At 33.7% G+C, this 23,357-nt stretch carries 21 protein-coding genes and 1 tRNA gene; 11 read left to right on the forward strand and 11 right to left on the reverse strand.

Annotated features, from left to right (window positions below):
• Positions 1-598: 598 nt before the first annotated feature.
• On the forward strand, positions 599-2,194 hold the full coding sequence (locus NYQ10_RS15715; protein WP_008463871.1) for a phospholipase D-like domain-containing protein: 1,596 nt from the start codon (positions 599-601) through the stop codon (positions 2,192-2,194).
• A gap of 57 nt (positions 2,195-2,251) precedes the next feature.
• On the opposite strand, the gene NYQ10_RS15720 is transcribed toward NYQ10_RS15715, so the two are convergent.
• The 3 genes from NYQ10_RS15720 to NYQ10_RS15730 form a co-directional block, all read right to left on the reverse strand.
• Positions 2,252-3,091, reverse strand: coding sequence for a S1 family peptidase (locus NYQ10_RS15720; RefSeq protein WP_008463872.1), 840 nt, complete (start codon positions 3,089-3,091; stop codon positions 2,252-2,254).
• A 66-nt stretch (positions 3,092-3,157) separates the two neighbouring features.
• Positions 3,158-3,493, reverse strand: a complete 336-nt coding sequence (locus NYQ10_RS15725) for a hypothetical protein (RefSeq protein ID WP_008463873.1) — start codon at positions 3,491-3,493, stop codon at positions 3,158-3,160.
• A 12-nt stretch (positions 3,494-3,505) separates the two neighbouring features.
• On the reverse strand, positions 3,506-3,976 hold the full coding sequence (locus NYQ10_RS15730) for a hypothetical protein (protein ID WP_008463874.1): 471 nt from the start codon (positions 3,974-3,976) through the stop codon (positions 3,506-3,508).
• A 203-nt stretch (positions 3,977-4,179) separates the two neighbouring features.
• Between NYQ10_RS15730 and NYQ10_RS15735 the strand changes: the two genes are divergently transcribed.
• Positions 4,180-4,350: a hypothetical protein gene (locus tag NYQ10_RS15735; RefSeq protein WP_157498535.1), complete on the forward strand. Its 171-nt coding sequence runs from the start codon at positions 4,180-4,182 to the stop codon at positions 4,348-4,350.
• Entirely contained in the window at positions 4,347-5,897 is a 1,551-nt protein-coding gene (locus NYQ10_RS15740) for a recombinase family protein (protein WP_012025034.1), read from the forward strand. Before NYQ10_RS15735 ends, NYQ10_RS15740 begins: the two co-directional genes overlap by 4 nt.
• On the opposite strand, the gene NYQ10_RS15745 is transcribed toward NYQ10_RS15740, so the two are convergent.
• Positions 5,863-5,936, reverse strand: a tRNA-Arg gene (locus NYQ10_RS15745). The genes NYQ10_RS15740 and NYQ10_RS15745 overlap by 35 nt on opposite strands.
• Before the next feature lie 113 nt (positions 5,937-6,049).
• On the opposite strand from NYQ10_RS15745, the gene NYQ10_RS15750 reads away from it, so the two are divergent.
• Positions 6,050-6,562: an adenine phosphoribosyltransferase gene (locus NYQ10_RS15750; protein WP_289877197.1), complete on the forward strand. Its 513-nt coding sequence runs from the start codon at positions 6,050-6,052 to the stop codon at positions 6,560-6,562.
• Here the strand turns inward: NYQ10_RS15750 and NYQ10_RS15755 are convergent, their stop codons facing one another.
• The gene (locus NYQ10_RS15755) at positions 6,563-7,213 is read right to left on the reverse strand and encodes a response regulator transcription factor (RefSeq protein ID WP_289877198.1); all 651 of its coding nucleotides are present in this window, start codon (positions 7,211-7,213) and stop codon (positions 6,563-6,565) included. It lies immediately after the preceding gene.
• Complete coding sequence (locus tag NYQ10_RS15760; protein WP_289877199.1) at positions 7,203-7,859, reverse strand: sensor histidine kinase; 657 nt, start codon at positions 7,857-7,859, stop codon at positions 7,203-7,205. Before NYQ10_RS15760 ends, NYQ10_RS15755 begins: the two co-directional genes overlap by 11 nt.
• A 321-nt stretch (positions 7,860-8,180) precedes the next feature.
• On the opposite strand from NYQ10_RS15760, the gene NYQ10_RS15765 reads away from it, so the two are divergent.
• Positions 8,181-8,384 (forward strand): hypothetical protein, encoded by a 204-nt coding sequence (locus NYQ10_RS15765; protein ID WP_289877200.1) that lies wholly within the window; start codon positions 8,181-8,183, stop codon positions 8,382-8,384.
• Between the two features lie 226 nt (positions 8,385-8,610).
• Here NYQ10_RS15765 and NYQ10_RS15770 read toward each other — a convergent pair whose 3' ends face one another.
• Entirely contained in the window at positions 8,611-9,042 is a 432-nt protein-coding gene (locus tag NYQ10_RS15770) for a hypothetical protein (RefSeq protein ID WP_289877201.1), read from the reverse strand.
• A 261-nt stretch (positions 9,043-9,303) separates the two neighbouring features.
• On the opposite strand from NYQ10_RS15770, the gene NYQ10_RS15775 reads away from it, so the two are divergent.
• The 4 genes from NYQ10_RS15775 to NYQ10_RS15790 all read left to right on the forward strand — a co-directional run bounded on the left by NYQ10_RS15775 (position 9,304) and on the right by NYQ10_RS15790 (position 14,789).
• Positions 9,304-11,319, forward strand: a complete 2,016-nt coding sequence (locus NYQ10_RS15775; RefSeq protein ID WP_289877202.1) for a hypothetical protein — start codon at positions 9,304-9,306, stop codon at positions 11,317-11,319.
• A 77-nt stretch (positions 11,320-11,396) separates the two neighbouring features.
• On the forward strand, positions 11,397-13,547 hold the full coding sequence (locus NYQ10_RS15780; protein ID WP_289877203.1) for a hypothetical protein: 2,151 nt from the start codon (positions 11,397-11,399) through the stop codon (positions 13,545-13,547).
• Positions 13,547-14,371 (forward strand): N-acetylmuramidase family protein, encoded by an 825-nt coding sequence (locus NYQ10_RS15785; protein ID WP_289877204.1) that lies wholly within the window; start codon positions 13,547-13,549, stop codon positions 14,369-14,371. Before NYQ10_RS15780 ends, NYQ10_RS15785 begins: the two co-directional genes overlap by 1 nt.
• Before the next feature lie 43 nt (positions 14,372-14,414).
• Positions 14,415-14,789: a hypothetical protein gene (locus NYQ10_RS15790; RefSeq protein ID WP_289877205.1), complete on the forward strand. Its 375-nt coding sequence runs from the start codon at positions 14,415-14,417 to the stop codon at positions 14,787-14,789.
• A gap of 195 nt (positions 14,790-14,984) precedes the next feature.
• On the opposite strand, the gene pheT is transcribed toward NYQ10_RS15790, so the two are convergent.
• Positions 14,985-17,405, reverse strand: coding sequence for a phenylalanine--tRNA ligase subunit beta (pheT, locus tag NYQ10_RS15795; protein WP_289877206.1), 2,421 nt, complete (start codon positions 17,403-17,405; stop codon positions 14,985-14,987).
• Positions 17,406-17,678: 273 nt separating this feature from the next.
• Here pheT and NYQ10_RS15800 point away from each other — a divergent pair, with 273 nt between their 5' ends.
• Together NYQ10_RS15800 and NYQ10_RS15805 are read left to right on the forward strand one after the other, a co-directional pair.
• On the forward strand, positions 17,679-19,184 hold the full coding sequence (locus tag NYQ10_RS15800; RefSeq protein WP_289877207.1) for an aldehyde dehydrogenase family protein: 1,506 nt from the start codon (positions 17,679-17,681) through the stop codon (positions 19,182-19,184).
• A 199-nt stretch (positions 19,185-19,383) separates the two neighbouring features.
• Positions 19,384-19,758: a DUF779 domain-containing protein gene (locus tag NYQ10_RS15805; protein ID WP_289877208.1), complete on the forward strand. Its 375-nt coding sequence runs from the start codon at positions 19,384-19,386 to the stop codon at positions 19,756-19,758.
• A 156-nt stretch (positions 19,759-19,914) separates the two neighbouring features.
• Here the strand turns inward: NYQ10_RS15805 and NYQ10_RS15810 are convergent, their stop codons facing one another.
• From NYQ10_RS15810 to NYQ10_RS15820, 3 genes are all read right to left on the reverse strand, one after another.
• A complete protein-coding gene (locus NYQ10_RS15810) occupies positions 19,915-20,838 on the reverse strand; it encodes an AraC family transcriptional regulator (protein WP_289877209.1) in 924 nt (307 codons plus the stop codon).
• 73 nt (positions 20,839-20,911) lie between these two features.
• Positions 20,912-21,775, reverse strand: a complete 864-nt coding sequence (locus NYQ10_RS15815; RefSeq protein ID WP_289877210.1) for a bestrophin family protein — start codon at positions 21,773-21,775, stop codon at positions 20,912-20,914.
• A gap of 219 nt (positions 21,776-21,994) precedes the next feature.
• Positions 21,995-23,305 carry a TolC family protein gene (locus NYQ10_RS15820; protein WP_289877211.1) on the reverse strand — a complete coding sequence of 437 codons (1,311 nt, stop codon included), beginning with the start codon at positions 23,303-23,305 and terminating at the stop codon, positions 21,995-21,997.
• Between the last annotated feature and the right edge of the window lie 52 nt (positions 23,306-23,357).

Consider the following 23,357-nt stretch of genomic DNA (forward strand, 5'->3'; position numbering starts at 1 on the left):
TTTTTTGAAATTTTATTTATTCGGCAATGACGAGGTGGAGCTGTTTTGTTTCATTTTCCGCTTCCAATATTTTATTTCTCATTGCTGACATTTTTTTTATTCGTTTAAAGAGCCGGTGTATGCTATGTTTTGTTTCATGAGCATAAAAAGGTTAGTGTTTAGCAGAAGCAAGGCTTTGATGGAAAATACGACCCGTATGGGTGGAGATTTTATATCAAATCCGCAGGACATGGCCTTGCTTCTGGGTTAAGAACACGGAGATACCTTTGCTCCTGAAATAAGACAGAAGCATACAGGCTGTTGGCAAAAAAATAACGGGAAGCCATGTGACTAGGATATTAGAGCGGGAATAGGATGCAATCTGAAATTCTGAATTAGATAAATTGGTATATATTATTGGAAAACAGGTATTTGTACCTGTTGTCTGTTTGATGTTTTTTCTATATTTATTGTGTGTTTTGCGTTTGACATTTTTCTAGATTTAGAATTATGAATAATTGGGCGCAGATTTGAATTGTATAAGATTCGATACCTGAATTAAACTAAGATGAATATTGGTTGGAACATAAATATTAAGTGTCATTTAATATGATTTGTTATGGGAGAAAATTATAAAATGGAACTGGCGGAAGCTGTTGAGATGGCTAAGCAGGAACTTTATGGTATTCCTGGCGTCCTAAATATTGAGCAGGGCTTTAGATTTAAAAATGGATGGATTACGGACGAAGAGGTCATCTCTGTGCAAGTTGCGGAAAAAATTAATGAAAAGACGCTGCTTGAACTGGCGGTGAAACCTCTGCCTGCAGAGTTCATGGGATACGGAATCGATGTGGTGGCTGCGGGATTCGAACAGCAGCTTGAATATTTGGGGGTGGATGTAAGCTTTTGGGCTGCGCCAAAGCCAGGCAATTATCGTGAGCCTGCAAATATTGGGCTGCCCCGTGTAGTTGAGTATATGGAAGCGGTTTTTCATGTTAGCCCTGATTCGGGATGGCCAAATCTGAAGGATTTTCTTAAAAGAGTAAGCAGCAGGCTTACTGCAACCATGTACGAGTGGGAGGCTGAGCACATTAGTTCGGCAATTTTTGAGGCTGTGCAAAACTGCAACGGGAGCCTTAGAATGGTTACCCAAAACGATGGCACTGATAGAGCGGTGAATAATATGAAGAGCCGTCTAGGGAGTAAATTTGAGCATGTCTGGTCATCTGTAGGAAGCGGCAAATTAATTGCGAGCGACTATCATATAAAAGTAGCAGCGCGAGATGATGAGGAGTTCTGGCTGAGCAGCGGAAATTGGAAGAATTCGAACCAAGCCGATATTGATCCGGCAGGCAAGGGCCAGGCTATTCCCGGACCGCTTGCGAAACATAACCGGGAGTGGAATGTGGTAATAAAAAATGCGACGTTGGCTACCATTTTCAGAAAGTACATAGATTGGGATTATCAGGAAGCGCTGCGTGTGCCTTTCGATGTTAAAGAAAAGCTCGCAAATTCCTATGTCTTTATCTCTAAGGGGATCTGTCCTCCAGTACCTCCGATAGTAAGATATTTTAAGCCGTTGACAGTTAAGCGCATACTTGATGTGCAGCCTCTGCTGACTCCGGATAAAAATTCTGAGGGCCAGCGTATGTTCCTTTATCATGCGACAGAAATGGTTAAAAGTGCAAAGGTTAGCATTGACATTGAAAACCAGTCTTTTTCATTATTGGAGAACAACGATCCTGTTTATGAAAGCTTTTACAGGGCGGTTGTCGAAAAGCAGAGCAATGGCGTGGCGGTGAGGATAATTTTCAGGGATCCGCGTGAATTTGGGGCTAAAGGGCAGGCTGGTTTGGTTAAAACACTCACAAGGCTTAAAAAATTTGGCTTTAATACTGATAATATAAAAGTACAGTGCCGATGCCATACCAAAGCAATAATTGTTGATTCTTCAGACCAAGCCAATGCTCAGGTTTTATTCGGAAGCCATAATTTAACCACGACGGGAGCCATGTACAACAGGGACGCCAGCTTATTGATAAGAGACAGGCCAGTGGCGCAATATTTTCAGGAGATTTTTGATTTCGACTGGAGCAATTTAGCGGTTCAGCAGACTGTCGAAGGCCTTACTGCTGTAAAACTTGCTTTAGCGTCAGAAGCGGCGCCGGAAGGATTTAGAAAGGTTCTGCTTTCTGAAATTTTAGGAGAAGCTTAGGTAAATGAAACAGGTTTAAGATTTTTCAAAATCTAAATCTGTGCAAGACGATTATCTTTACTGTAAACGCTCGGCAAAATCCAGGATCTTGCTGCCGTTTATAGCCGCTCCAAGGTTAATTGGCAATTGCGTCTTTACAATCTTTTTCTTTTTGATTGGCACTCTTTCTATTTCTCCTTCAGCGGTGTATTGCGGTCCCTCGTATAAAATACCAAGCAGGATTATCCGATATTTGACAAAATAATGGTTTTCATTTCGATCCATATATTGGCCGATATTGTAAATAATGATCGGCGATCCGCTTGAGCCGGGAAAACACGCCGCATCAATTAAAAATTCATCGTAGCCAAGATATGGCAGTCTTGGGCTGGTTGCAGTAATTCCTTTTCTGACAATGGGTTTGTTGTTGTGGTCATCCCAAATGTTTTCAGGATATCCGACCATTATGATTTCTTCGATGGCACATAAGTTTTCAATTTCCTGTTTAGTGGGGATATGGCTGGAGTCAAACGCTCCGTAAAAAAAATCTTCTTTGATTAAGTGCTTAATTGATTTTATCGGCAGAATGCATAAGTCGACTTCGTCGTCGGGATGGTTAATCCAGTGCGATTGGAAGTCTTCAAGGAAAATTGTCAAATGTTCAGTGTTAATCTGTTCTCCATTTTGGTCTTTCTTGGTTAGGGTAAACTGGCCATTCTGGACTCCATCTACAACATGACAGTTGGTTACAATCACTAAGCTATCCAGTGTTTCTGGGGTTTGCGGATCGAAATCAAAAAAGAAGCCGGTACCTGTGCCGCCATTTTTGCCAAAAGTTTCTATTCTGACAGTTGCTGATGTGATAAGATCGGTAACGGAAATATCGTTGGAATTCTTGTTTGAGAGTTCTTTTGCCATAAAGTTTTATATTTTATCAGGGGTGGTTATTTGCAGATCTGCTGATATAATAGATTTTTAAGCCAGCTAGTTCCGGCTGGAATATTTCATGTAAGCTTCAACTTCAAGATGGAGCCGAATTATGTCTGCGATGAATTTGGACGCTGTTGAATTCCGCTTTCCAAGCAGGGATCTGGCTATTGAACCCTTCGCAGCGCCTGATGCTCCTTGTCCGCTGTAAAGCAGATTGTGTTTTATCTTATTTTTCAAGGGCATTAATTCATCAGGAACAGGAGCGCGCAAAGCGGACCTTATCTCAAGCTCGGATTCAATCAATCTTTCCTTTGCGTTGCCTTTTCCAATGCAGAGTTTATAAATTGCTGCGGTACTTTTACCGATAAAATAATTAAAACTCGGTTTCATAATTATGTGAAATTATAATAAGACGAAATTTGAATCCTTATTGAAAAAATCCTCACACCTTTTTTTAACCATTTTATAGCTGCTATCGCCGAAATAATATTTTTTTAAGTATTCTATCATGGTACGGCATCCGCTTTTGTCGTAAGCTGCAATAGATCTGGCAACAGTTAGATCTATATTTTCGGTTCTGAAAGCGGGACTTCCACCCTTGTGCAGGGGTGTAGTTTTAGGCACCAGTTCAAAATGACCGAATTTGCCGGTAGGCTGATGGATCAGGTATTCCACTTCGTATTCTTCTGGGTTTTCTTTTGGAATTTTTATGTTCTTAATCCTTTTAAATATGTACTCTGCTTCCAGCTTAAGAGGCGGATTTCTGAAAACGTTGTTCTCGTATGCCCAAATGAAATAATCTAAATCGGCAAACAAAATCTGCGGCAGCGTCTTGCCCAAATGCTTTTTTAAATTTACTGCTGTAAATACCATAGCGATTTCATTTTTTTAATTAAAATGCTGATTATTGGCGGAATTCTAATGTAAATATACTCTTTAAAAATAACAAATCAGCTATCTCTAATTGATAGACATGTGCTTCCACTTTATGCCAGTGAAAACCGATTTATACATCATGACATTTAATTAAAATAAATTTCTATCTAGTGTAATTATAATCTAAAATGGATAATGAGATGGAAAACGAGACAGGTTACAATGAGTCGAAAATTACAACTGAAAAAGCACTGCAGATGCTTAAAACTGAAGGCTTGGAGGTGACTTTTGAACAGGCTGAAGAAATCTTGTATTTCTTGAGAAAAATTGCTAATATCGCGGTGGTTAAACATTTAAATAAAACAGAATGAGCAAGATAGCAGATTTGTATATCAGGGTAAGCACTGATGAGCAGGCTGAGAAAGGCTTCTCTCAGCGCAATCAGGAAGAGATGCTGAGAAAGTACTGTGGCATCAACAGAATTCAGATACGCAATGTGATTTACGAAGATCATTCGGCAAAAACTTTCAACAGGCCGCAATGGAAAAAATTTCTTGCCGACATAAAAAAACGCAAACATAAAATAAGCCTGGTCCTTTTTATGAAATGGGATAGGTTCAGCCGAAACGCGGGCGATGCCTATCAGATGATAAATCAATTAAGGGCGTTGGGAGTCGAACCGCAGGCAATTGAGCAGCCGCTGGATCTTAGTGTTCCGGAGAATAAGATGATGCTGGCATTTTATCTTGCTGCGCCTGAGGTTGAAAATGACCGCAGGGCGCTAAATACGTTTCAGGGCCTCAGAAGGGGCAAAAAAGAGGGCAGGCATATGGGAATGGCTCCGTATGGCTATGCTAACAAAGTTACCGAAGATGGAAAAAAGTATATTGCAATTGTGCCAGATAAGGCTGCAAACGTTGTTTGGGTATATGAACAGATTGCAAAAAATATTTTCAGTACCGAATCAATATATCAGACAGCCAAAGAAAAGGGCATGGGGATCTCTAAGAACAACATGTGGCTGATTATAAGAAATCCATTATACTGCGGAATGATAGTAGTTCCAAAGTATCGAGATGAGGAGGAAAGGCTTGTAAAGGGGCAGCATGATCCAATAATCAGCCAAGATCTGTTCTATAAAGTTCAGGATATACTCAATAGTAAAGCAAGGACGTACAGGCCAAAAATCAAAACAATTGAGAATTTTCCCCTCAGGGGATTTTTTGTCTGTCCTAAATGCGGACAGAAATTGGGAGGCAGCAAGTGCAGGGGCAGAAGCAGAGATTACTTCTATTACCACTGCGATAAAGTATGCAAGTGGAGGGTAAATTCCGAAATGGCCAATAGTGTATTTAAAGGGCATTTAAATAAGTTCAAGCCTCTGGCCGAAGTAAGAAAATTATACAGTGCAGTTCTGCTTGAAGCATACAGGGAACATACAGGATTGGTTATAAATGAGAAAAAGAAATCCCTGGAACAGATTGGGGTTTACGAAAAAAAACTGGCTGTTGCCAGAAACCTGCTGGTTACCGAGAAGATAGATGCCGATGACTATCATTTAATGAAGACAGAATACAATGCTGAGATCAGCAGGCTTGAAAATGAGATTGGAAATGTGGATGAAGACCGAGCCGATATTGAATCTTTAATGAACACAGGACTGCAAAACCTAATAAAGCTCGGCGAGGCCTTTGGTGACGGGTCTTTAGTCGACTCCAGAGAGATAATCGGTTTAATTTTTCCCGAAAATTTCACATTTCAAAACAATAAAATCCAAACCGCTAGGGTCAACGAAATGTTCAAGTGCATCTATCTGGTAAACAATAGATTACGGGCAAAAAAAAACGGAACAAAAGATGATATTTTTCTTTTGTCCCGAGTAGTGACCTCGACTGGATTCAAACCAGTAACCTTCTGAGCCGTAATCAGATGCGCTATTCAGTTGCGCCACGAGGCCTTTCTTGTTTCAACCAGCTAATTTTTGTAGCTTTGTTGATTGCTTATTGCGGGTGCAAAGATAGACATAAATGTGAGATAAACAAGGGAAAAATAACATAAAATTAAAAAAAAATGCAGTTTGAAAATTATATACGTGATATTCAGGGATTTCCAAAAGAAGGAATTTTATTCAAAGACATAACTCCTTTACTAATTAATCCCGAAGCACGAACAAATTGTCTCAAAATTTTACTGGATTCTTTAAAAAATCAGAAAATTGATAAGGTTGTAGGAGCGGAAAGTCGTGGTTTTTTCTTCGGAATGTTGCTTGCGCAAGAATTAAATGCTGGATTTGTTCCTGTAAGAAAGCCAAAAAAGCTTCCTTTTGATACCATTTCTGCTTCATATGAATTAGAATATGGTTCTGATAGTTTAGAAATGCATACTGATGCAATACAAAAAGGTGATCGGGTTTTAATTCACGACGATGTTTTGGCAACAGGCGGAACCGCAAAAGCTGTTTGCGAATTAGTAGAAAAATTAGGAGGCGAAATTGTGCAATGCAATTTCTTAATGGAATTGACTTTTCTAAACGGAAGAGAAAAAATAAAAGATTATCCTGTTTTTGCCGCTTTAACGTATTAATCAAACAAAAACGATTTTATGCTTAATCGCATAAAGTACCAATCCGATTCGGGTTTTTATTTCAAGTTTATCAAAAAGAGATTCTCGGTAACCATCAATTGTTTTTGGACTTAAACACATTTCTGATGCAATTTCTTTATAAGTCATTTCAGTACAGGCATGTTTTATAAAAACAATCTCTTTTTCTTTTAAATTGATTTTTTTATCGTTGCTATTAACTTTATTAATCAACATTCCGGAAACTAATTCGGTGAAATAAAAACCCTTTTCAATTACACATTCAATGGCTTCTTTAAATATTTCAGGCGAAGTATCTTTTAATAAATAACCTTTTGCTCCGTTGGTAATCATTTTTATGATAATATCTTCGTCATCATTTACGGATAAAGCAATTACTTTCAAATCTGGACGATAATCTTTTAGCCATTTCATAGTGCTTAAACCGTCTAAAACTGGCATATTTACATCTAGTAAAATAAGATCAATTTCTGCAGAAGCATTTTCTTCGATATAATCAATAAAAACTTTTCCGTTTTCAAAACGTTCAATTACTTCATAATCGCCAAAACTTTTAATTAGTAATTCTAGTGATTGAGAAAATAATAAATGATCATCAACAATCAGAATTTTATTTTTTGAGTTAGTTTTCATAGCCTTGAGTTAATGGATATTCAATAGTTACCATCGTTCCTGTTTGATCTGAATTTATAATTAATTTGGCACCGATTAATTTGGCTCTCAATTTCATATTGTTTAATCCGATTCCAGAATTAGATTTTTTAAGATCATATCCAATTCCGAAATCTTTTAATTTCAATTTGAAAACAGAATCGGTAGCTTCGATATAAACATCAAATAAATCACTTCTCGAATGTTTTAAACTGTTGTGAAGCGCTTCTTGAAAAATCCGATAAATGATTAATTCATGCTCTTCATTTATAGTTGGAATTATCCCGGTTTGATGGAAATTATATTTGATTTTCTTTAATTTTTTAATCCGTTCTAAATCTTGCTGAATGGCTTCTATAAAGTTATTTTGCAGTAAATTATCTTTGTTTATAATTCGGGAAAGTATTCTCAATTCGTCTAATGATTTGGCAAGAACGGCTTTAAGGTCTTTAAGTTCACTTATTTGAACATTTTTATTACTAATCGAAATATTAAGTTGCATAATCGCAACTGAAATAATCTGACCTATATTATCGTGCAATTCTTTACTGATTTCAGATAAGGTTTGATCTTTAATTTCAATTCGAGTTTTTACAAGTTCGGACTGAAAATACAAGTCGGCTTCCATTTTTTCGACCAAATAGCTGTTTCTTTTTTTCAAAAAATAAAAGAAAATAATCACAAGTGTGACGAGTAAGGTAAAGAAAACAATACCTAAGGAAATAACTAATAATTGTATTTCTTTTCGCTCCATACAAATCCGATTATAAAGCAACAATGTGCCAGTAAATTTAAAATAAACAAAACTAAACTAAATACAGATTCGTCTTGTTTTATTAAAAACCAATTGATTGCCAGCATAAAAGGGGTAAAAGGAACATGAAAAACAAGAATTCCTAAAACATACCAAAAAAACACTGACTTTTTAAAATTTAAAATTTTGTTCGAATTGAAAATTTCTACTAAATATAAACAGGATAATATTAAAACTAATAATACGCCTATCGCAAAACTATATGTAAATGAGCGATTTGTATCTTCTTTAAAATATAAAATGTTTAAAAAGAAAGAAACTGCAAATAGAATCAAAAACAGAATGGCTAAATGTTTATTATTGATTTTAGAAAGTAAGGCTCGTAAAAGTAAAATATAGGCGGTAAAACTGGCAAACATGTAGAAATTGTATACATAATAATTAAGTAACCCAGTCCAATGGGTAAAATAGTAGCCTACAATTTCAATTAGTATTGAAAACCAGATTAAAAGTACTAAAAATTTAGCTTTGTTACCAGGAAGTTTTGGAAGCGAAAATAAACCAACAAGACCTGATAAAAAAGCTAAATAAATGATATAAGATCGTAAAAATTCGAACATAGTTTTTAATATATTAAACTTGGTGGTCTTCCGATGTTGCCGTAGTTCATTGGTTCAAGGCTTTGTATGTCAGAAGATAATGGTTCTTGTGTTAATGCAAAACTTTGAACTTTAGCAATATTCTGTTCTATTTTTTTTCCTGTTGGAACTAAAAATAAAGTTGTCAAACCTGCTTTTTCTCCATGTTTTTCATCATCTGGATAAACTCCAAAATAAAAGCGAATTCCGTCTACATTATATCCGTCTTTTGCGCCGTTGGTTTTTATATAATGAATGTAGTTTTCTAATTCTTCTAATGAATACCAAATGGCATTCGCATCTTCTTTTTGCGGTTTTTTAGCCGTAAGAGAAGCTTTTCTATTGTTGTAATTCACATTTAATTGTTTGGCAAATTCTTTAGTGATTAACTGACTTGGTTTTGCGGGAGGATTTTTCATAGTTATTTATTATTGATTGGTTAAGGATTTAGTTAACAACATTTTGAATGTTATTGAAAGACAAAATTATCTGAAACCCAAAGTTGTAGCAAGGGGAAATATCCCCTTTTTTATTTGGGTAATAATGATTCTAAAAAATGGGTTAAAGTGCTGTTACATAATATTTTATAAAGATAGAATTTTACATCGTCAGTTTTAATGTAAAAAACTGGCATTCAAAAATTAAACCTCATTAAGTAATTAACTAAAAAATTAAAAATTATGTCACAACCAACAGCCCTAGGTTATCCTCATGCAGGAGCCGGAACAGTAGAAATTCTTTTAGAGAAAGAAGATGGAGCAGATTATGCAGTGCTTTTCTCGCCAGATCCTAACAATATATTATTGAGAGATGCCGGTCTGCCAATGCAGTTTTATTATTATCCAAAAGCGCCTCGTTTGGCAAAACATCCCGACGGAAGATTCAAATTTGCCATGCAGGTTTTTAAATCAGAAGGAGATTCGTCAACCGTAATTGGTGCAGAAGGATTGGAAGAAGAAGCAGGAGCTTACACTACTTTAACGAGTACAATCGATTTGCCAGAAGCTCTATTGAAGAAAGCAATTGATAAATTAAAACAAAAGCTTCACACCAATTATAATAATCAAAGACAGTCAAAACTTTTTGGATTATTCTCTTATTTAAAAGGCGTTGACAGAGATTTTAATGAGACCAATGTTAGACCGATTCAATTAACAGAAAACACGATTACAATGCATGTTGTGGGAGAAAAATCACCAAATAATCCGTTTGGAGGCGCAAATCCTTGGACATTTAATATTCAAGGCGAAGGCGCAGGAACCACATTCGGATTGGGAGATAATGCACTTTCTGTACTTATGGGACGCAACAGTGCTTCTTTAGTCAAAAATGCATTAGAATCTGGATCTAATAATTTGGTTATTGAAAACAAAATCAAGTACAAAGGCTATATGCCAACTACAACAATTAAAACAACTGTAGATGTAAAAAAAGTACATTCTTATTTTTCTGCCAAAGCCAATGTTAGCTGGTCGTTTGTAGATGTGAATTGGGAAAGTGAGTACGAAAAAATCTTAACTCAAGGTGGAATTGTCAGCGAAATTATTACTGATAATCAGTTTTCTAACGATGAAAGAAAAAAAGTCGAAGAAGCTCTTTTTCAAAAACAAAGAGATTTTGCTTTTCAAATGGTTCAGAAACAGATTTTTGATGCGCCAGAAAAACAATTTACTCCAGCTTCGACACCTGAAAAACCAGGCGGATTTTTTAGAATTCTTTTCGGAGGCGGAAGTGTAGGAGTGAGCTTAAAACACGGAACTCAAATTAGAGAAGTAAAATTTACAGATGAAATTAAATTCTCTGCCATTGAGGTTTTAGATTCAAAAATAAGTGGAAATCTTACTCCTTTGACTCTAAAATCTGGCGCTGAAGCAAAAGCCGATTTGAAAAAATATATTACTGAAATTCAGTTAGATGAAGATTTTTCTAAGGTTCAAGTAATTGCTTCTTTAAACGGAGGTTTGATCAAATTGGATAAAGACAGCGATATTGTCAATGATAGTCCAGTGAGCCAGGTTTCTATTGAAGTTGGATATCCGGATTCTAAAGGAAAATTAATCTGGAAAAGTTCTGGTAGAATGATCGCGCCAGAAGGAACTCCGTATGTAAAAAATACAAGCAGATCTGGTAAAGAAATAGACGCTATTTTCCCAGCAACTTGGAACGATAAATCGAAAGAAAAAAATGCTTTTGTGTTTGATTTCGTAAAAAATAATGGCTCGACAAAAGTTAAAGTTCGCCAGGAAGTAATGTACGAAAAAGACAAGAGAATCAAGCTAAAAGATACAACTCGTGAATTTGAATTTGAAGGAACAAAAATCTTCGTTCCGCTTCCGATTCAGAACATGATTAATTACACTTTATCTACAGAAGAACTTTATGATTGCGATACATTGGAAGTGACTTTAAAAGTAGATAAAATGTCATCTAAAAAGTTCAAGTTTACCGTAGATAATTTTGAAGATGCAATTCCGTATAGAGCTTGGTATGAGTTGGATTATACTATTAAACCAACAGAATACAAAGTGAAATATACTTGCAACGGAAAAATCGGTAAAAAATCTAAAAAAGTATCTATTTCGACAGATTATATCAAAATAGATTATCAAGAAGGAGATGTTTTGTTTGAAATTCCAACAGGAACTGATGCTCAAAATGCGGATATTGAGAAAATCAGAGCTCCATTTATGGAATAATTTTTTTGAGTTAGTAAGCAAAAGGGACGTCATGTCCCTTTTGTTTCTTCAAATCCTAATTATTAAACCAGAACGTTATGCCAGATTTAAATACATTTAAGCTCGAAGGAACAAAACTGGTTCCTATAAACAGATTCAATCTTGAGCCTGCTAAACCAAGTACAGCATTTACAGCGGTGACAATGAATAAAGTAAATGATTTCAAAGTTATTGAGCATCCAATTATTCATTCTATAGATATAAAACCTATTTTGGTTTTTCCTCTTGTTGAAAATTATTTTCCTCTTATTGAAGGAGATAAAGCTATTAATGAAAATGATTACTTTAAGGATTATTTCAAAAACGAAATTACATTGTTTTTTCCGCAAGTCGAAATTACACCCAATAACGGAACCGTTTTTTATTATGAAAATATTCCAGATAAATCAGGAAATAAAGGCGGACTTCTTGGAAAAGTAACTTTAAAATATATTATAAAAGAAAAGCCTTTACAAAGCAATCAAAAAAGTATTTCATTAAACTTAAAAGAAGCTGTTTTAAATCTTAAAGTTAATCTTGATTTTATAAAAGTAAACGGAATTGTTAATACCGCAACACAAGAAATTCAGTTTGATTTGATTGATGAAGCGGTAAAAATTGCATTTCTAAATTTAGTTTCAAACCTAAACGATCTCAAATGCAATATTGATCTTTTCTTCGATTTTAAAGGTTATTCCAAGATAAAAAGAAACTTTCTGTTTGCGAGAGATATTGCTGTTTTAAGAAGCGACAAAATCATCAAGAAAGATCTGACGGTTACTAAAACCACTTTACAGCCCAAATCAACGCTTATCAATAGTCCGTTAATGGTTAGAACAGATTTGCAGACAAAAGTGGCACCTAAGACTATTATATCAGGAATTCAGTTAGAAAACAGCATTAAAAGTAATGTTCAAGAAGAATATGTAAAAAGCACTTTTCTCTTAAAAATCAATAAAACGTTGAGTTATCCGATTGGCGCAGATCCTACCATAAGTTTGTACAAAACCATTGGAGGCGGATTTGTAAATATTCCGTTTAATCTAAATGAAGATTTTTCTCAGTTCAAGCAGATTTTTGTGGCGGGTTTCAATTTTAGTAGACTTTCTATTTATAAATCTATGGTTCAGCCAAATACCTTTTTGCTGATTCCGAAAGTTTATAGTTTGTCCAAAGATTTAAACACGATGAAGCCTTGTATTTCAACAATTTTTCATGCTTATGAAGAAGGCGCTGGAACTGCACAAGAGATTTCGAGAATAAGTTTTCAGTTTGCAATTGGTCCTAATCTTTCAGAATTTGATCTCGCAAAACTAAAAATTGCGCTTTTGCAGAATAATTTTCTTGACGGAGATACAACTGATTATTTTGATAAAGTACAGTTTTTGTTTCCAAATGACATCGGTGCAGAGTATGACGTAAGCGGGAATTATTTTTTACAGCAATCTGAAATTTCTACAGACGGAAAACACTTTCTTTTTGATCTTTCTACAGAAAATCTGTCCGAAGCCAGCATCATGATTAATGCCTTAAATAATACAATTTCGCAATATGCAAACATTAATTTTCAGCATAAAGAAATTAAAGATTCTAGTATAATCGAGTTGAATATTGAAAAAACAATTGGCGAAATTATAGAAGCGGTAATTGATAATGCGGCAAAGAAAATCCAGATTGAAAATCAATCTATTTCAAATTGCAAACTTAATTCGGTTTTATTGGTCAACAATCAAAATTCGACTTACATAAATAGTGCTTTTTTTAAAACTTATCCGCAACTAATTAGTAACGATATTAAACTTCTGGATTATTTAGCTTTAAATCCGAACGTTTCTGGCGAATTGAAAAATGTGTTTTTTGATTTTGAAAATATAGAAAATATAAGTTCAGAATTTACTCAGATTGTTTCGCAATCAACATCTTACAATAGATATATTCAAGTTCAGATTAAAAGTCAAAACGCAACGACAAATAAAATTACAATCGAATTAATCGTCCAGGAAACGGGAAGTAAGTTTACGATTGAACGTTTGAAATCTGAATTTTCTACTCCAATCTTATTCAATTTTATTATTAAAAACACAATTGTAAATAATACTTTGATTTCTTATAAAGTCAATTATTTCGATAAAAATGATAATCTGACTGGCACTAAAAACGATGTTTTTGATTTCTCAAAAGCATCAATAATAATCATAAATAAAAAATAATGAAAACAATAAAAGCAGGAGCAAAGTCTCCAGAAGTTTATTATTTAAATGAACTTTTGGCTAAATTAAAATACAATGTAATTGTTTCAGATTATTTTGGAACAGCAACTGATAAATCGGTAAAAGATTTTCAATTAAAGAATAATCTTGTTGTTGATGGTGTTGTTGGATTAAAAACCTGGTCGACACTTTTAGAAAAAAGTAAAAACGGTTTTTTTTCCAATAGCAAGTTGCTTTCTGAACAAGATTTAATGGATTTTTCTAAGCAGTTTAATTTAGAATTAGCTGTTGTAAAAGCTGTAAACGAAGTAGAAAGTAACGGAAAAGGGTTTTTAATTGATGGGAGACCGAAGATTTTGTTTGAAGGACATATTTTCTGGCGCGAACTTGAAAAGCGAAATATCAATCCGAATTCATACATCAATTCGAACACGCAAGATATTCTGTTCGAAAAATATACTAAGAAATATTATGTCGGCGGAACGGCAGAATATACTCGCTTAGAAAAGGCGAGAAACTTAGCTCAAGACAAAAGATTCATTGATGCAGCAAATAGTTCAGCTTCATGGGGATTGTTTCAAATTATGGGATTTAATGCAACTTCAATCGGCTATAAAAGCATCGACGAATTTGTAGAAAAAATGAATCAAAACGAAGGAGAACATTTAAAAGCATTTGGATTATTTCTTGAAAAAAACAACTTAATTGGAATTTTAAGAAATAAAAACTGGGCATCTTTCGCCTTAAAATACAACGGTCCAGCCTACAAAACCAATAAATACGATGAGAAGCTTATGAGAGCGTATCAGAAATACTCGAGATAATTAACAATTATCAATTATCAATTAACCATTAACAATTAAAAAAATGAGTTATTTAGTAAATCAAATGATCAATTCTTTGTCTAACAAAGTTTTGAAATTGGAAAAAGCCAAAAGCGATAGAGATTATTCTGGTGGCGGTTGGTATGAAGAAGAAAAATATCAAATCTATTTATATCCAGATTTTAGTGCGGTTTATATCAGAGAATCGTTTAGAAGCGTTTCTGGCGGCGGACTTTATCTTCCGAATCAATCGTCTACAAAAGAATATGGAAAATGGAATATCTGCGAAGAAAACGGAAAGGTGTTTTTAGAAATGATTTTCGATGATAATTCTAGAGCCAAATTAGAAACCGAAAATTTAGGAACTGGAATTCAAAAACTAGGCGATCATATTTGGAATAGGTATTTGATTAGTTGAAAATTTGTTTCAAGTTTCAGGTTTCAAGTTTTGCTTTGCATATGTTTTTAACGCAAAGAACGCAAGGTTTTTTCTATATAGGCTTTTAATTAAAACGTAAAAAAAAGTTCGCAAAGCTTTGTAAAAAAAACTTTGCGAACTTTGCGGTAAAATTATGTTCAAAGTTAGGAAACCTGAAACCTGAAACAAAAAATATTATCTCAATGTAGCTCCAAGCTCAGTTTCGAATGTCTGTTGCAATTTAGACATGATTTTGTCAATTTGAGTATCCGTTAAAGTTTTGCTATTGTCTTGAATAGTAAAACTTAATGCGTATGATTTTTTTCCTTCTGGCAATTTATCACCTTGATAAACATCAAATAAATTAATGTCTTTCAGAAGTGATTTTTCTGTTTGTTTAGCCAAGTTGAAAATACTTTCGTAAGTTGTTTTTTCATCAATTAATAAAGCTAAATCTCTACGAACTTCAGGATATTTAGGAATCTCAGTATATTTAATTTTTCCTGTAATGATTTTTAAAACCAAATCCCAGTTAAAATCAGCATAATATACATCTTGTTTAATACCGAAATGCTTTAAAATAGGCTTTTTAACAACACCCATTTCAACCAAAATATCATTATTATAGTTAATTGCAGTTCCTTCAGAAAAAATATCAGACTGAACTGGCGCATTCGAAATTTTTTCAATTCCTAAACGAGATAAAATCGCTTTTACATATCCTTTCAATAAAAAGAAATCTGTTGATTTTTGAGCGCTTGTCCAGCTTTCTTTGTTTCTGTTTCCAGAAATCAATAAAGAAAGATGTTTGTGCTCTTCAAATCCGTTTAAGTATTTGTGATATGTTTTTCCGAATTCAAATAATTTTAAATCCGAATTTTTTCTATTAATGTTATAAGAAACAGCTTCTAAACCAGAAAATAATAATGACTGGCGTAAAGTTGCTAAATCACTGCTCAACGGATTCAACATCGAAACATTATGTTCTTCTTTTAACGAAGTCGATAATTTTGCGTAAGCAGCCGTTGTCAATGAATTCGCCATCATTTCGTGGAAACCTTGAGAATTCAATTGAGAAGCAATTGTATTTTGTACTTTATAATCTTCTGTTCTTGGTGAATTTGCTACTGTCGCATTAAATTTCTTAGAGAAATTAATGTTATTGTAACCGTAAACTCTTAGAATTTCTTCAATTACGTCAATTTCACGCTGAACATCTACACGATAAGCAGGAATTGTTAGACCTAAACCAGAATCAGAAACACTATTTACTTTAATATCAAGAGAAACCAAGATTTTTTTGATGGTGTCTTTTGAAATTTCTTGTCCGATAATTTTAGATACATGGCTGAAATTCAATAAAACAGAAAAATCTTCAACTTTTTTAGGGTAAACTTCTACAACATCAGAAGTGATTTTTCCACCCGCAACTTCTTGAATCAAAAGTGCCGCACGTTTTAAAGCATATTCTGTAATAGTTGGATCAATTCCTCTTTCAAATCTAAAAGAAGCATCTGTACTCAATTGATGTCTTTTTGCTGTTTTACGAATGCTAACTGGATCAAAATAAGCACTTTCTAAGAAAATAGTTGTTGTTCCGTCAGAAACTCCAGATTTTTTTCCGCCAAAAACACCCGCAATACAAAGCGGACCTTTTTCATCACAAATCATTAAATCTTCTTTATGAAGGGTTCTTTCAACATCATCAAGAGTAACGAATTTCGTTCCTTCTTCAGCAGTTTTTACAATAATTTTCCCGTTGATTTTTGCTGCGTCAAAAGCGTGTAAAGGCTGTCCTAATTCGTGTAAAACGTAATTAGTAACGTCAACAATATTATTTTTTGGAGTTAGTCCGATAGCTTTTAAACGGTCTTTTAACCAGTTTGGAGATTCGTGAACAGAAATTCCAGAAATAGTTACACCGCAATATCTTGGCGCTAAATGAGAATCTTCAACATTTACGTCAATTTTTAACGTACGCATGTCAACTCTAAAATTGCTTACAGAAGGCGTAATCAATTCTACATTTACACCACGCTGCAACATTCCAGCTCTTAAATCACGTGCTGTTCCGAAATGACTCATTGCATCGGCACGGTTTGGTGTCAATCCGATTTCGAAAACTTCATCATTTGCAATTTGGAAAACTTCAGAAGCAGGAGTTCCAGGAACTAAATCTTCGGCCAAAACCATAATTCCGTCGTGGCTTGTTCCTAAACCTAATTCGTCTTCAGCACAAATCATTCCGTGACTTTCCTGTCCGCGGATTTTTCCTTTTTTGATAGTGAATTCTGCACCATCTTTATCGTATAAAATTGTTCCGATTGTAGCAACTGGTACTTTTTGTCCCGCAGCAACGTTTGCAGCACCGCATACAATTTGTATAGGAGCTTCTAAACCAACATTAACTGTAGTAACTTTCAATCTATCGGCATCAGGGTGTTTTTCGCAAGTAAGAACGTGTCCAACAACAACTCCTTCTAATCCTCCTTTTATAGATTGGTATTTTTCGACAACTTCAACTTCCAAACCAAGATCTGTAAGTAATTCTGAAGTCTGTTCAGATGTCCAATCTGTTTTAATAAATTGTTTTAACCAGTTGTAAGATATTTTCATTGTAACTTTTTTATTCTTGAATAAGGTTACAAATATAAGGATTGCGGAGTGGAGTAGGAAAAAAAATATTTGGTTTTTTCTTGGTGTTTTTTCTTGACTATAAAATGCTATTAACTAAGTTTTTGATAATTTATCTATTAAAATTTTATTAATTAAATATTATAATTAACTAAAAAAATCGAATGTGTAATTTTTGTGCTACAAGATGAACGAAAAGTGCTATTCTGTTTCTTTTTATGAAACTAAATTTGGAGTAAATCAAAAAAGAAAATTATGAGCACCACAGCAAAAAGACCTGAATTTAAGGCACAATATGATAATTATATTGGTGGAAAATTTGTAGCACCAATTACAGGGGAATACTTTGATGTAGTTTCTCCAATTGACGGAAAAGTGTTTACAAAAGCAGCACATTCTGGAAAAGCAGACTTAGAATTAGCTGTTGATACTGCTTATGAAGCATTTAAAACATGGGGAAAAACTTCTGTAACAGAAAGAAGTATTTTATTAAATAAGATTGCACAAAAAATTGAAGATAATTTAGAATATATCGCAACGGTTGAAACGATAGATAATGGAAAACCAATCCGAGAAACACTTGCCGCTGATATTCCGCTGGCAATTGATCACTTTAGATATTTTGCAGGCGTTATTCGCGCAGAAGAAAGTTCGATTGCAGAATTAGATTCGCAAACTGTTTCTATAGCATTAAGCGAACCTTTGGGAGTTGTAGCGCAAATTATTCCGTGGAATTTTCCAATTTTAATGGCGGTTTGGAAAATCGCTCCAGCGCTTGCCGCAGGAAATACAATTGTTTTGAAACCAGCAGAAAGTACACCAATTTCTATTATGGTTTTAATGGAATTAATTGGAGATATTCTTCCTCCAGGAGTTCTGAATATTGTAAACGGATTTGGTGCCGAATTAGGTCGTCCGTTAGTAACCAATAAAAAGGTATCGAAAGCAGCATTTACTGGTTCTACAACAACTGGACGTTTGGTGATGCAATATGCAACAGAAAACATTATTCCTGTTACTTTAGAATTAGGTGGGAAATCTCCAAATATTTTCTTCCCATCTGTAGCAGATCACGATGATGATTTCTTTGATAAAGCCGTTGAAGGTGCGGTTTTATTCGCTTTAAATCAAGGTGAAATTTGTACTTGTCCGTCAAGATTATTAATTCACGAAGATATTTACGATAAGTTTATCAAGAAAGTAATCGAAAGAACTGAGGCAATTGTTGCTGGAAATCCATTAGATAAATCGACTATGATTGGCGCTCAGACTTCGATTGTTCAGAAAGAAAAAATCATGTCTTATATTAAACTTGGTAAAGAAGAAGGTGCAGAATTATTGACTGGAGGTGACGAAAATAAACTTGGTGGAGAATTAGAAGGCGGTTATTACATCAAGCCAACTTTATTTAAAGGACACAACAAAATGAGAATCTTTCAAGAAGAAATTTTCGGACCTGTTTTGGCGGTTACAACTTTTAAAACTACAGAAGAAGCTATCGAAATTGCAAACGATACGATGTATGGTTTAGGAGCAGGAGTTTGGACGCGTGATGCACACGAAATTTATCAAGTTCCGAGAGCAATTCAATCTGGTCGTGTTTGGATTAATCAATATCATTCTTATCCAGCTGGCGCGCCGTTTGGAGGTTACAAACAATCTGGAATTGGTCGTGAAAATCACAAAATGATGTTGAGTCAATATCGTCAAACTAAAAATATGCTGATTTCTTATGACAAAAAGAAATTAGGATTTTTCTAAAGACTAACTATCAAAAACCTGGAGATTTCTTCGGAAAAAGTTAGCAAAATGTATGGGGCGTTAAATGAAAATTTAATGACATTAAGCAAACTAACTCCAGGCAATTTTGATTGAAAATAAAACATAAATAGTTGGTTATGTTCAAAGCAGTAAATTTCTTTATAGGATTTGCTGCTTTTTAAATTTTAATTGAAAAACAATGATTAAACGTATAGATGCCACAGAAAAAGCAGTAGAACTTATAAAAGTTCTAAAAGAAAAACATGGAGATTTAATGTTTTACCAAGCTGGAGGCTGTTGCGAAGGCACTCAGCCACAATGTTTTGAAAAAGGAGGTTATTACCAAAGAACCGGAGATGTTTGTATCGGAACTGTAGAAGATGTAGAATTTTGGGTAGACAAAGATTTATTCGAATATTGGAAACACGCTCATTTTACTTTAACCGTAATTGATGCCTTTGGAGTTGGAGGATTTTCTTTAGAAACGCCACTAAAAAAGACATTTCAAATAGAATATAGAATTTTTACACCAGAAGAAGAGAAAGATTTGGAGCCGGTTTTTAGGATTGAATAGTTTTTTTTTAAGGCTCAAAGGTTCAGAGTTACAAAGATGCAGAGGTTTTAAGTAATGAGAAAAAAAGCCTTCATTATAGTTTACATTATATTTTATAAATTGAATTTTTGACAAAGAAATAAACCTTTGTACCTATGAACCTATGTCCCTTTGTACCTAATTAATATAAAGTAACTGATACTGCTTAGGCGTAATTCCTTCGTGTTTTTTAAACAATCGTATGAAATAATTAGCATCTTCAAAACCTGATAAATAACAAACTTCGTTAATTTGAATCGTTGGGTTTCTTAATAGATTTTTAGCACATTTTATTTTTTCGTTCAAAATGTATTCAATCGGACTCATTCCGAGTTCGCGTTTAAAGAAACGATAAAAAGAAGTAGTGCTCATACAAGCTTTTTCGCTAAGCGATTTCAAACTCATATTTTCTTTCAAATTTTGTTTAATATATTCAGTAACTTCTTTTATCGGATTGCTATTTTCAATAAATTTTCCTTCATCTAAAGATTTTACTGTTTGCGTTTGAATAATTCTGATTAGTAATTCTTTTAAAGTCAAATCGGCCAGAATATCTTTGGCTACAGAAGTGCTCATGCATTCTTTAATCAGTTTATTGATTGTCGTTGCCATTTCGACATTATTGTAAAAGAAGTAATTCTGATAATTTAGTTGCCAGAACATATTATTTCCTTCTTTTGGATATTGTTCATTTAAGAAATTTAGAATTTCAGTAATTTTAGACTGATCAATGGCTAGTGCCAAACATTGTGTTGGATTATTTTTGGAAGCTTCAGGAAAATCAATTTTCATTTCTACATTAGATGGAACTATTACAGTTTCACCAGGCAAATATTCAAATTCTGGATCATCAAAAAGGTGCATGACTTTTTTGCCGCGAAGCATACTTGTCACAACCAAATCATTAAATTTCAGAGGAACCATTTTTGTTGATTCGTACGTTTCAAATAAATTTAATTCACAATGATTCAAATTGTAAATTGTTCGATTCTCAACAAGAGTTTTCAATGATTTTTCTTGTGATAATTGAAGTGGATTAACTAGAAAACGCTGATTATTCATCGAAATTTAAGTTTTTGGTGAAGACTTTAAATTTAATGAAAAATAGAATATAAACCTTAGATTTAACGTTTTATTAAATCAGTTCTTCAACGTGTTTCTTGATATTTTCTGAGATTTTTTTGGTTGGAAGATCATTTTCATCATCACCAAATGGATCTTCGATTTCTTCGGCAATTAACTCCAAACTCGCCAAAACGTAAAATATAAAAACTACGACTGGAGCAACAAAATATCCTAAACTTACAGAATATCCAAATGGAAGTGTCATCGTATAAAAAAAGATGAATTTTTTGATAAAAGCGCTGTAAGAGTAGGGAATAGGCGTATTTTTAATACGTTCGCAAGCACCACAAATATCTGTAAAAGCAACCAACTCATCATTTAAAGTAATTAATTGATCGCCAGAAATTTTTCCTGCATCATACAAATCATTGATTTTGTGATACATGATTCTTTTTAACTGATTCGGTTTGTGTTTATGCTGATCAATTTCTAATTCTACATCTTCAAAAAGCATTTTGCTTGTTTCTTCATCTTTTAAATGTTTGTGCAAAATATCAGCATACATCGGAATGTATTTTCTAAAAAACTTTCTGTCATTTTCATCTTTTAAAATTGCCGAAAGCTTAATGGCAAAATTACGACTGTTATTTACAAGTCCGCCCCAAAGTTTTCTTCCTTCCCACCAGCGATCGTAAGCCGTGTTAGTTCTAAAAACAAGTAAAAGAGAGATAACAAAACCAAGCATTCCGTGCATGATTGGAATGTTGTGTATATAATCGTTTTTTGTGACTTTAAAATATTCAACTTCAAGATAACCGACAACAGCAGAATAAATTCCGATGGCAATCATAATCGGAAACAGTTTGCGAACGGTATCTGATTTATGAAAATGAAAAATAAAAGTAAACCAATCTTTGGTGTTGTACGAAATCATTTAAGTTTGTTTTGAAACAAATTTAAATTAAAAATTGACCTAATTTGATGTAGAAAGAAAAAATATTTCAACACATAAAGACATAGTTTTTGTAGATGCCAAAAAGGCGTTTCACTTACATAAACACACATAGCTATGTGTAACTGCATTAGTGAAACGCCTTTTTTTTAAGCTTTAAATCTATGTTTCTATGTGTTGAAATTTATTGAGTATAGCAGACTAAAAATTAATAGTTCCTGCTAGTTCTTTTAGTGCAATTTCAGATAATTTAGCCTCATATTGCGCATTGCTGTAACGTACTTTAGCATTGACATAATTCAACTGAGCCGTTCTAAAATCTAAAGTTGTAATGGTTCCGATTTTGAATTTATCAAGCGTAATATCTAAATTTTGTTTGGCTATAGCTTCGTTATCTTCTTCTAAATCAATTAATTCTAAATTGGTTAAATACGTTTGAAAAGCCGTACTCAATTGCGTGTTTAAAATCATATTTTGCTGTTCTATGGCAATTTGCGTATTCTCAATCTGCATTTTAGCCACTTTTTCATTTCGATGCTGATTGAAACCATCAAAAATATTCATAGAAGCATTAAATCCATAATTTAAACCTCGTGATGAATTTTCACTTGTAAAACCTAAACTTGACTGGCTTTCGGCAAAATTATAACCTGTTGTTAATCTTAGAGTAGGATAACGATCTGCTTTTACTTGTTTCAATTGTAATTCAGCAATGCGTTTGTTTATAATTTGCGATTCTAAAGCAGGATTTTGTTTTTGCGCCAGATCCATCAAATCAGCTAAAACTAATTTATCATCAACAGTAACTTCATTTGTTACTTTGAAATCAATTTTTGGATCTCGAGCTAAATATTGATTCAATAAAATTTTAGCATTTGCGTAAGATTCTTTTTGTCTTAGCATTGCTACTTGATCCGTATTTAAATCAACTTGCGCGTTTAAAACTTCTAATTTAGAAGCTTTACCAATGCTAAATCTATTCTGAGCCAAAGTTAATCTTTGTTTAGAAATTACTATTGTAGTGTCTAAAGCCGCTAATTGATATTGTTGCTGAACCAAATCATAATAAGCGGAGTTTACTTGTCCGATTTTAACTAAAATAGTCCTTTTAAGTTCTGCGTCGCCTAATTTTTGAAGTTCCTGCAATTGATCATATTTGGCGAACATTTTCATTCCATCAAAAACGGTCCATCCTAAACTTACACCATAATTTAAGCTATTGTTTTTAGCATTATTTAATGTAGTTGAAGTGCCATCTTGACGAACTTGAGTAGAATTCGTAAGGTTATTGTTGTCAACAATTGAAGCTGTAGCAGTTGGTAGCATTCCTGCATTTCCAATTGTAACATTTGTTTCGTTTATTTTAGAATTATTTTTGGCTATTTTAATCTCAAAATTATTCTCTAAAGCGATGGTCATCGCTTGTTCTATAGTTAGAACTTCTTGTGCATTTGCCTGAATAATGCAAGCGAACACAATTAGTAAAGTGAAGTATATATTTTTGATATTCATATTTATTTTCTTTTACCAGAGAATCACGAGTTTTATTTTGTAAAAATCGTGA

This window comes from Flavobacterium johnsoniae (assembly GCF_030388325.1).
Classification (GTDB): domain Bacteria; phylum Bacteroidota; class Bacteroidia; order Flavobacteriales; family Flavobacteriaceae; genus Flavobacterium; species Flavobacterium johnsoniae_C.

Coding starts and splice junctions, on each gene's coding strand:
- NYQ10_RS15790 (WP_289877205.1), top strand. CDS start 14,415: ATGAGTTATTTAGTAAATCAAATGATCAATTCTTTGTCTAACAAAGTT.
- NYQ10_RS15780 (WP_289877203.1), top strand. CDS start 11,397: ATGCCAGATTTAAATACATTTAAGCTCGAAGGAACAAAACTGGTTCCT.
- NYQ10_RS15715 (WP_008463871.1), top strand. CDS start 599: ATGGGAGAAAATTATAAAATGGAACTGGCGGAAGCTGTTGAGATGGCT.
- NYQ10_RS15735 (WP_157498535.1), top strand. CDS start 4,180: ATGGAAAACGAGACAGGTTACAATGAGTCGAAAATTACAACTGAAAAA.
- NYQ10_RS15720 (WP_008463872.1), bottom strand. CDS start 3,091: ATGGCAAAAGAACTCTCAAACAAGAATTCCAACGATATTTCCGTTACC.
- NYQ10_RS15815 (WP_289877210.1), bottom strand. CDS start 21,775: ATGATTTCGTACAACACCAAAGATTGGTTTACTTTTATTTTTCATTTT.
- NYQ10_RS15725 (WP_008463873.1), bottom strand. CDS start 3,493: ATGAAACCGAGTTTTAATTATTTTATCGGTAAAAGTACCGCAGCAATT.
- NYQ10_RS15820 (WP_289877211.1), bottom strand. CDS start 23,305: ATGAATATCAAAAATATATACTTCACTTTACTAATTGTGTTCGCTTGC.
- NYQ10_RS15750 (WP_289877197.1), top strand. CDS start 6,050: ATGCAGTTTGAAAATTATATACGTGATATTCAGGGATTTCCAAAAGAA.
- NYQ10_RS15805 (WP_289877208.1), top strand. CDS start 19,384: ATGATTAAACGTATAGATGCCACAGAAAAAGCAGTAGAACTTATAAAA.
- NYQ10_RS15775 (WP_289877202.1), top strand. CDS start 9,304: ATGTCACAACCAACAGCCCTAGGTTATCCTCATGCAGGAGCCGGAACA.
- NYQ10_RS15785 (WP_289877204.1), top strand. CDS start 13,547: ATGAAAACAATAAAAGCAGGAGCAAAGTCTCCAGAAGTTTATTATTTA.
- NYQ10_RS15755 (WP_289877198.1), bottom strand. CDS start 7,213: ATGAAAACTAACTCAAAAAATAAAATTCTGATTGTTGATGATCATTTA.
- NYQ10_RS15810 (WP_289877209.1), bottom strand. CDS start 20,838: ATGAATAATCAGCGTTTTCTAGTTAATCCACTTCAATTATCACAAGAA.
- NYQ10_RS15730 (WP_008463874.1), bottom strand. CDS start 3,976: ATGGTATTTACAGCAGTAAATTTAAAAAAGCATTTGGGCAAGACGCTG.
- NYQ10_RS15770 (WP_289877201.1), bottom strand. CDS start 9,042: ATGAAAAATCCTCCCGCAAAACCAAGTCAGTTAATCACTAAAGAATTT.
- NYQ10_RS15800 (WP_289877207.1), top strand. CDS start 17,679: ATGAGCACCACAGCAAAAAGACCTGAATTTAAGGCACAATATGATAAT.
- NYQ10_RS15760 (WP_289877199.1), bottom strand. CDS start 7,859: ATGGAAGCCGACTTGTATTTTCAGTCCGAACTTGTAAAAACTCGAATT.
- pheT (WP_289877206.1), bottom strand. CDS start 17,405: ATGAAAATATCTTACAACTGGTTAAAACAATTTATTAAAACAGATTGG.
- NYQ10_RS15740 (WP_012025034.1), top strand. CDS start 4,347: ATGAGCAAGATAGCAGATTTGTATATCAGGGTAAGCACTGATGAGCAG.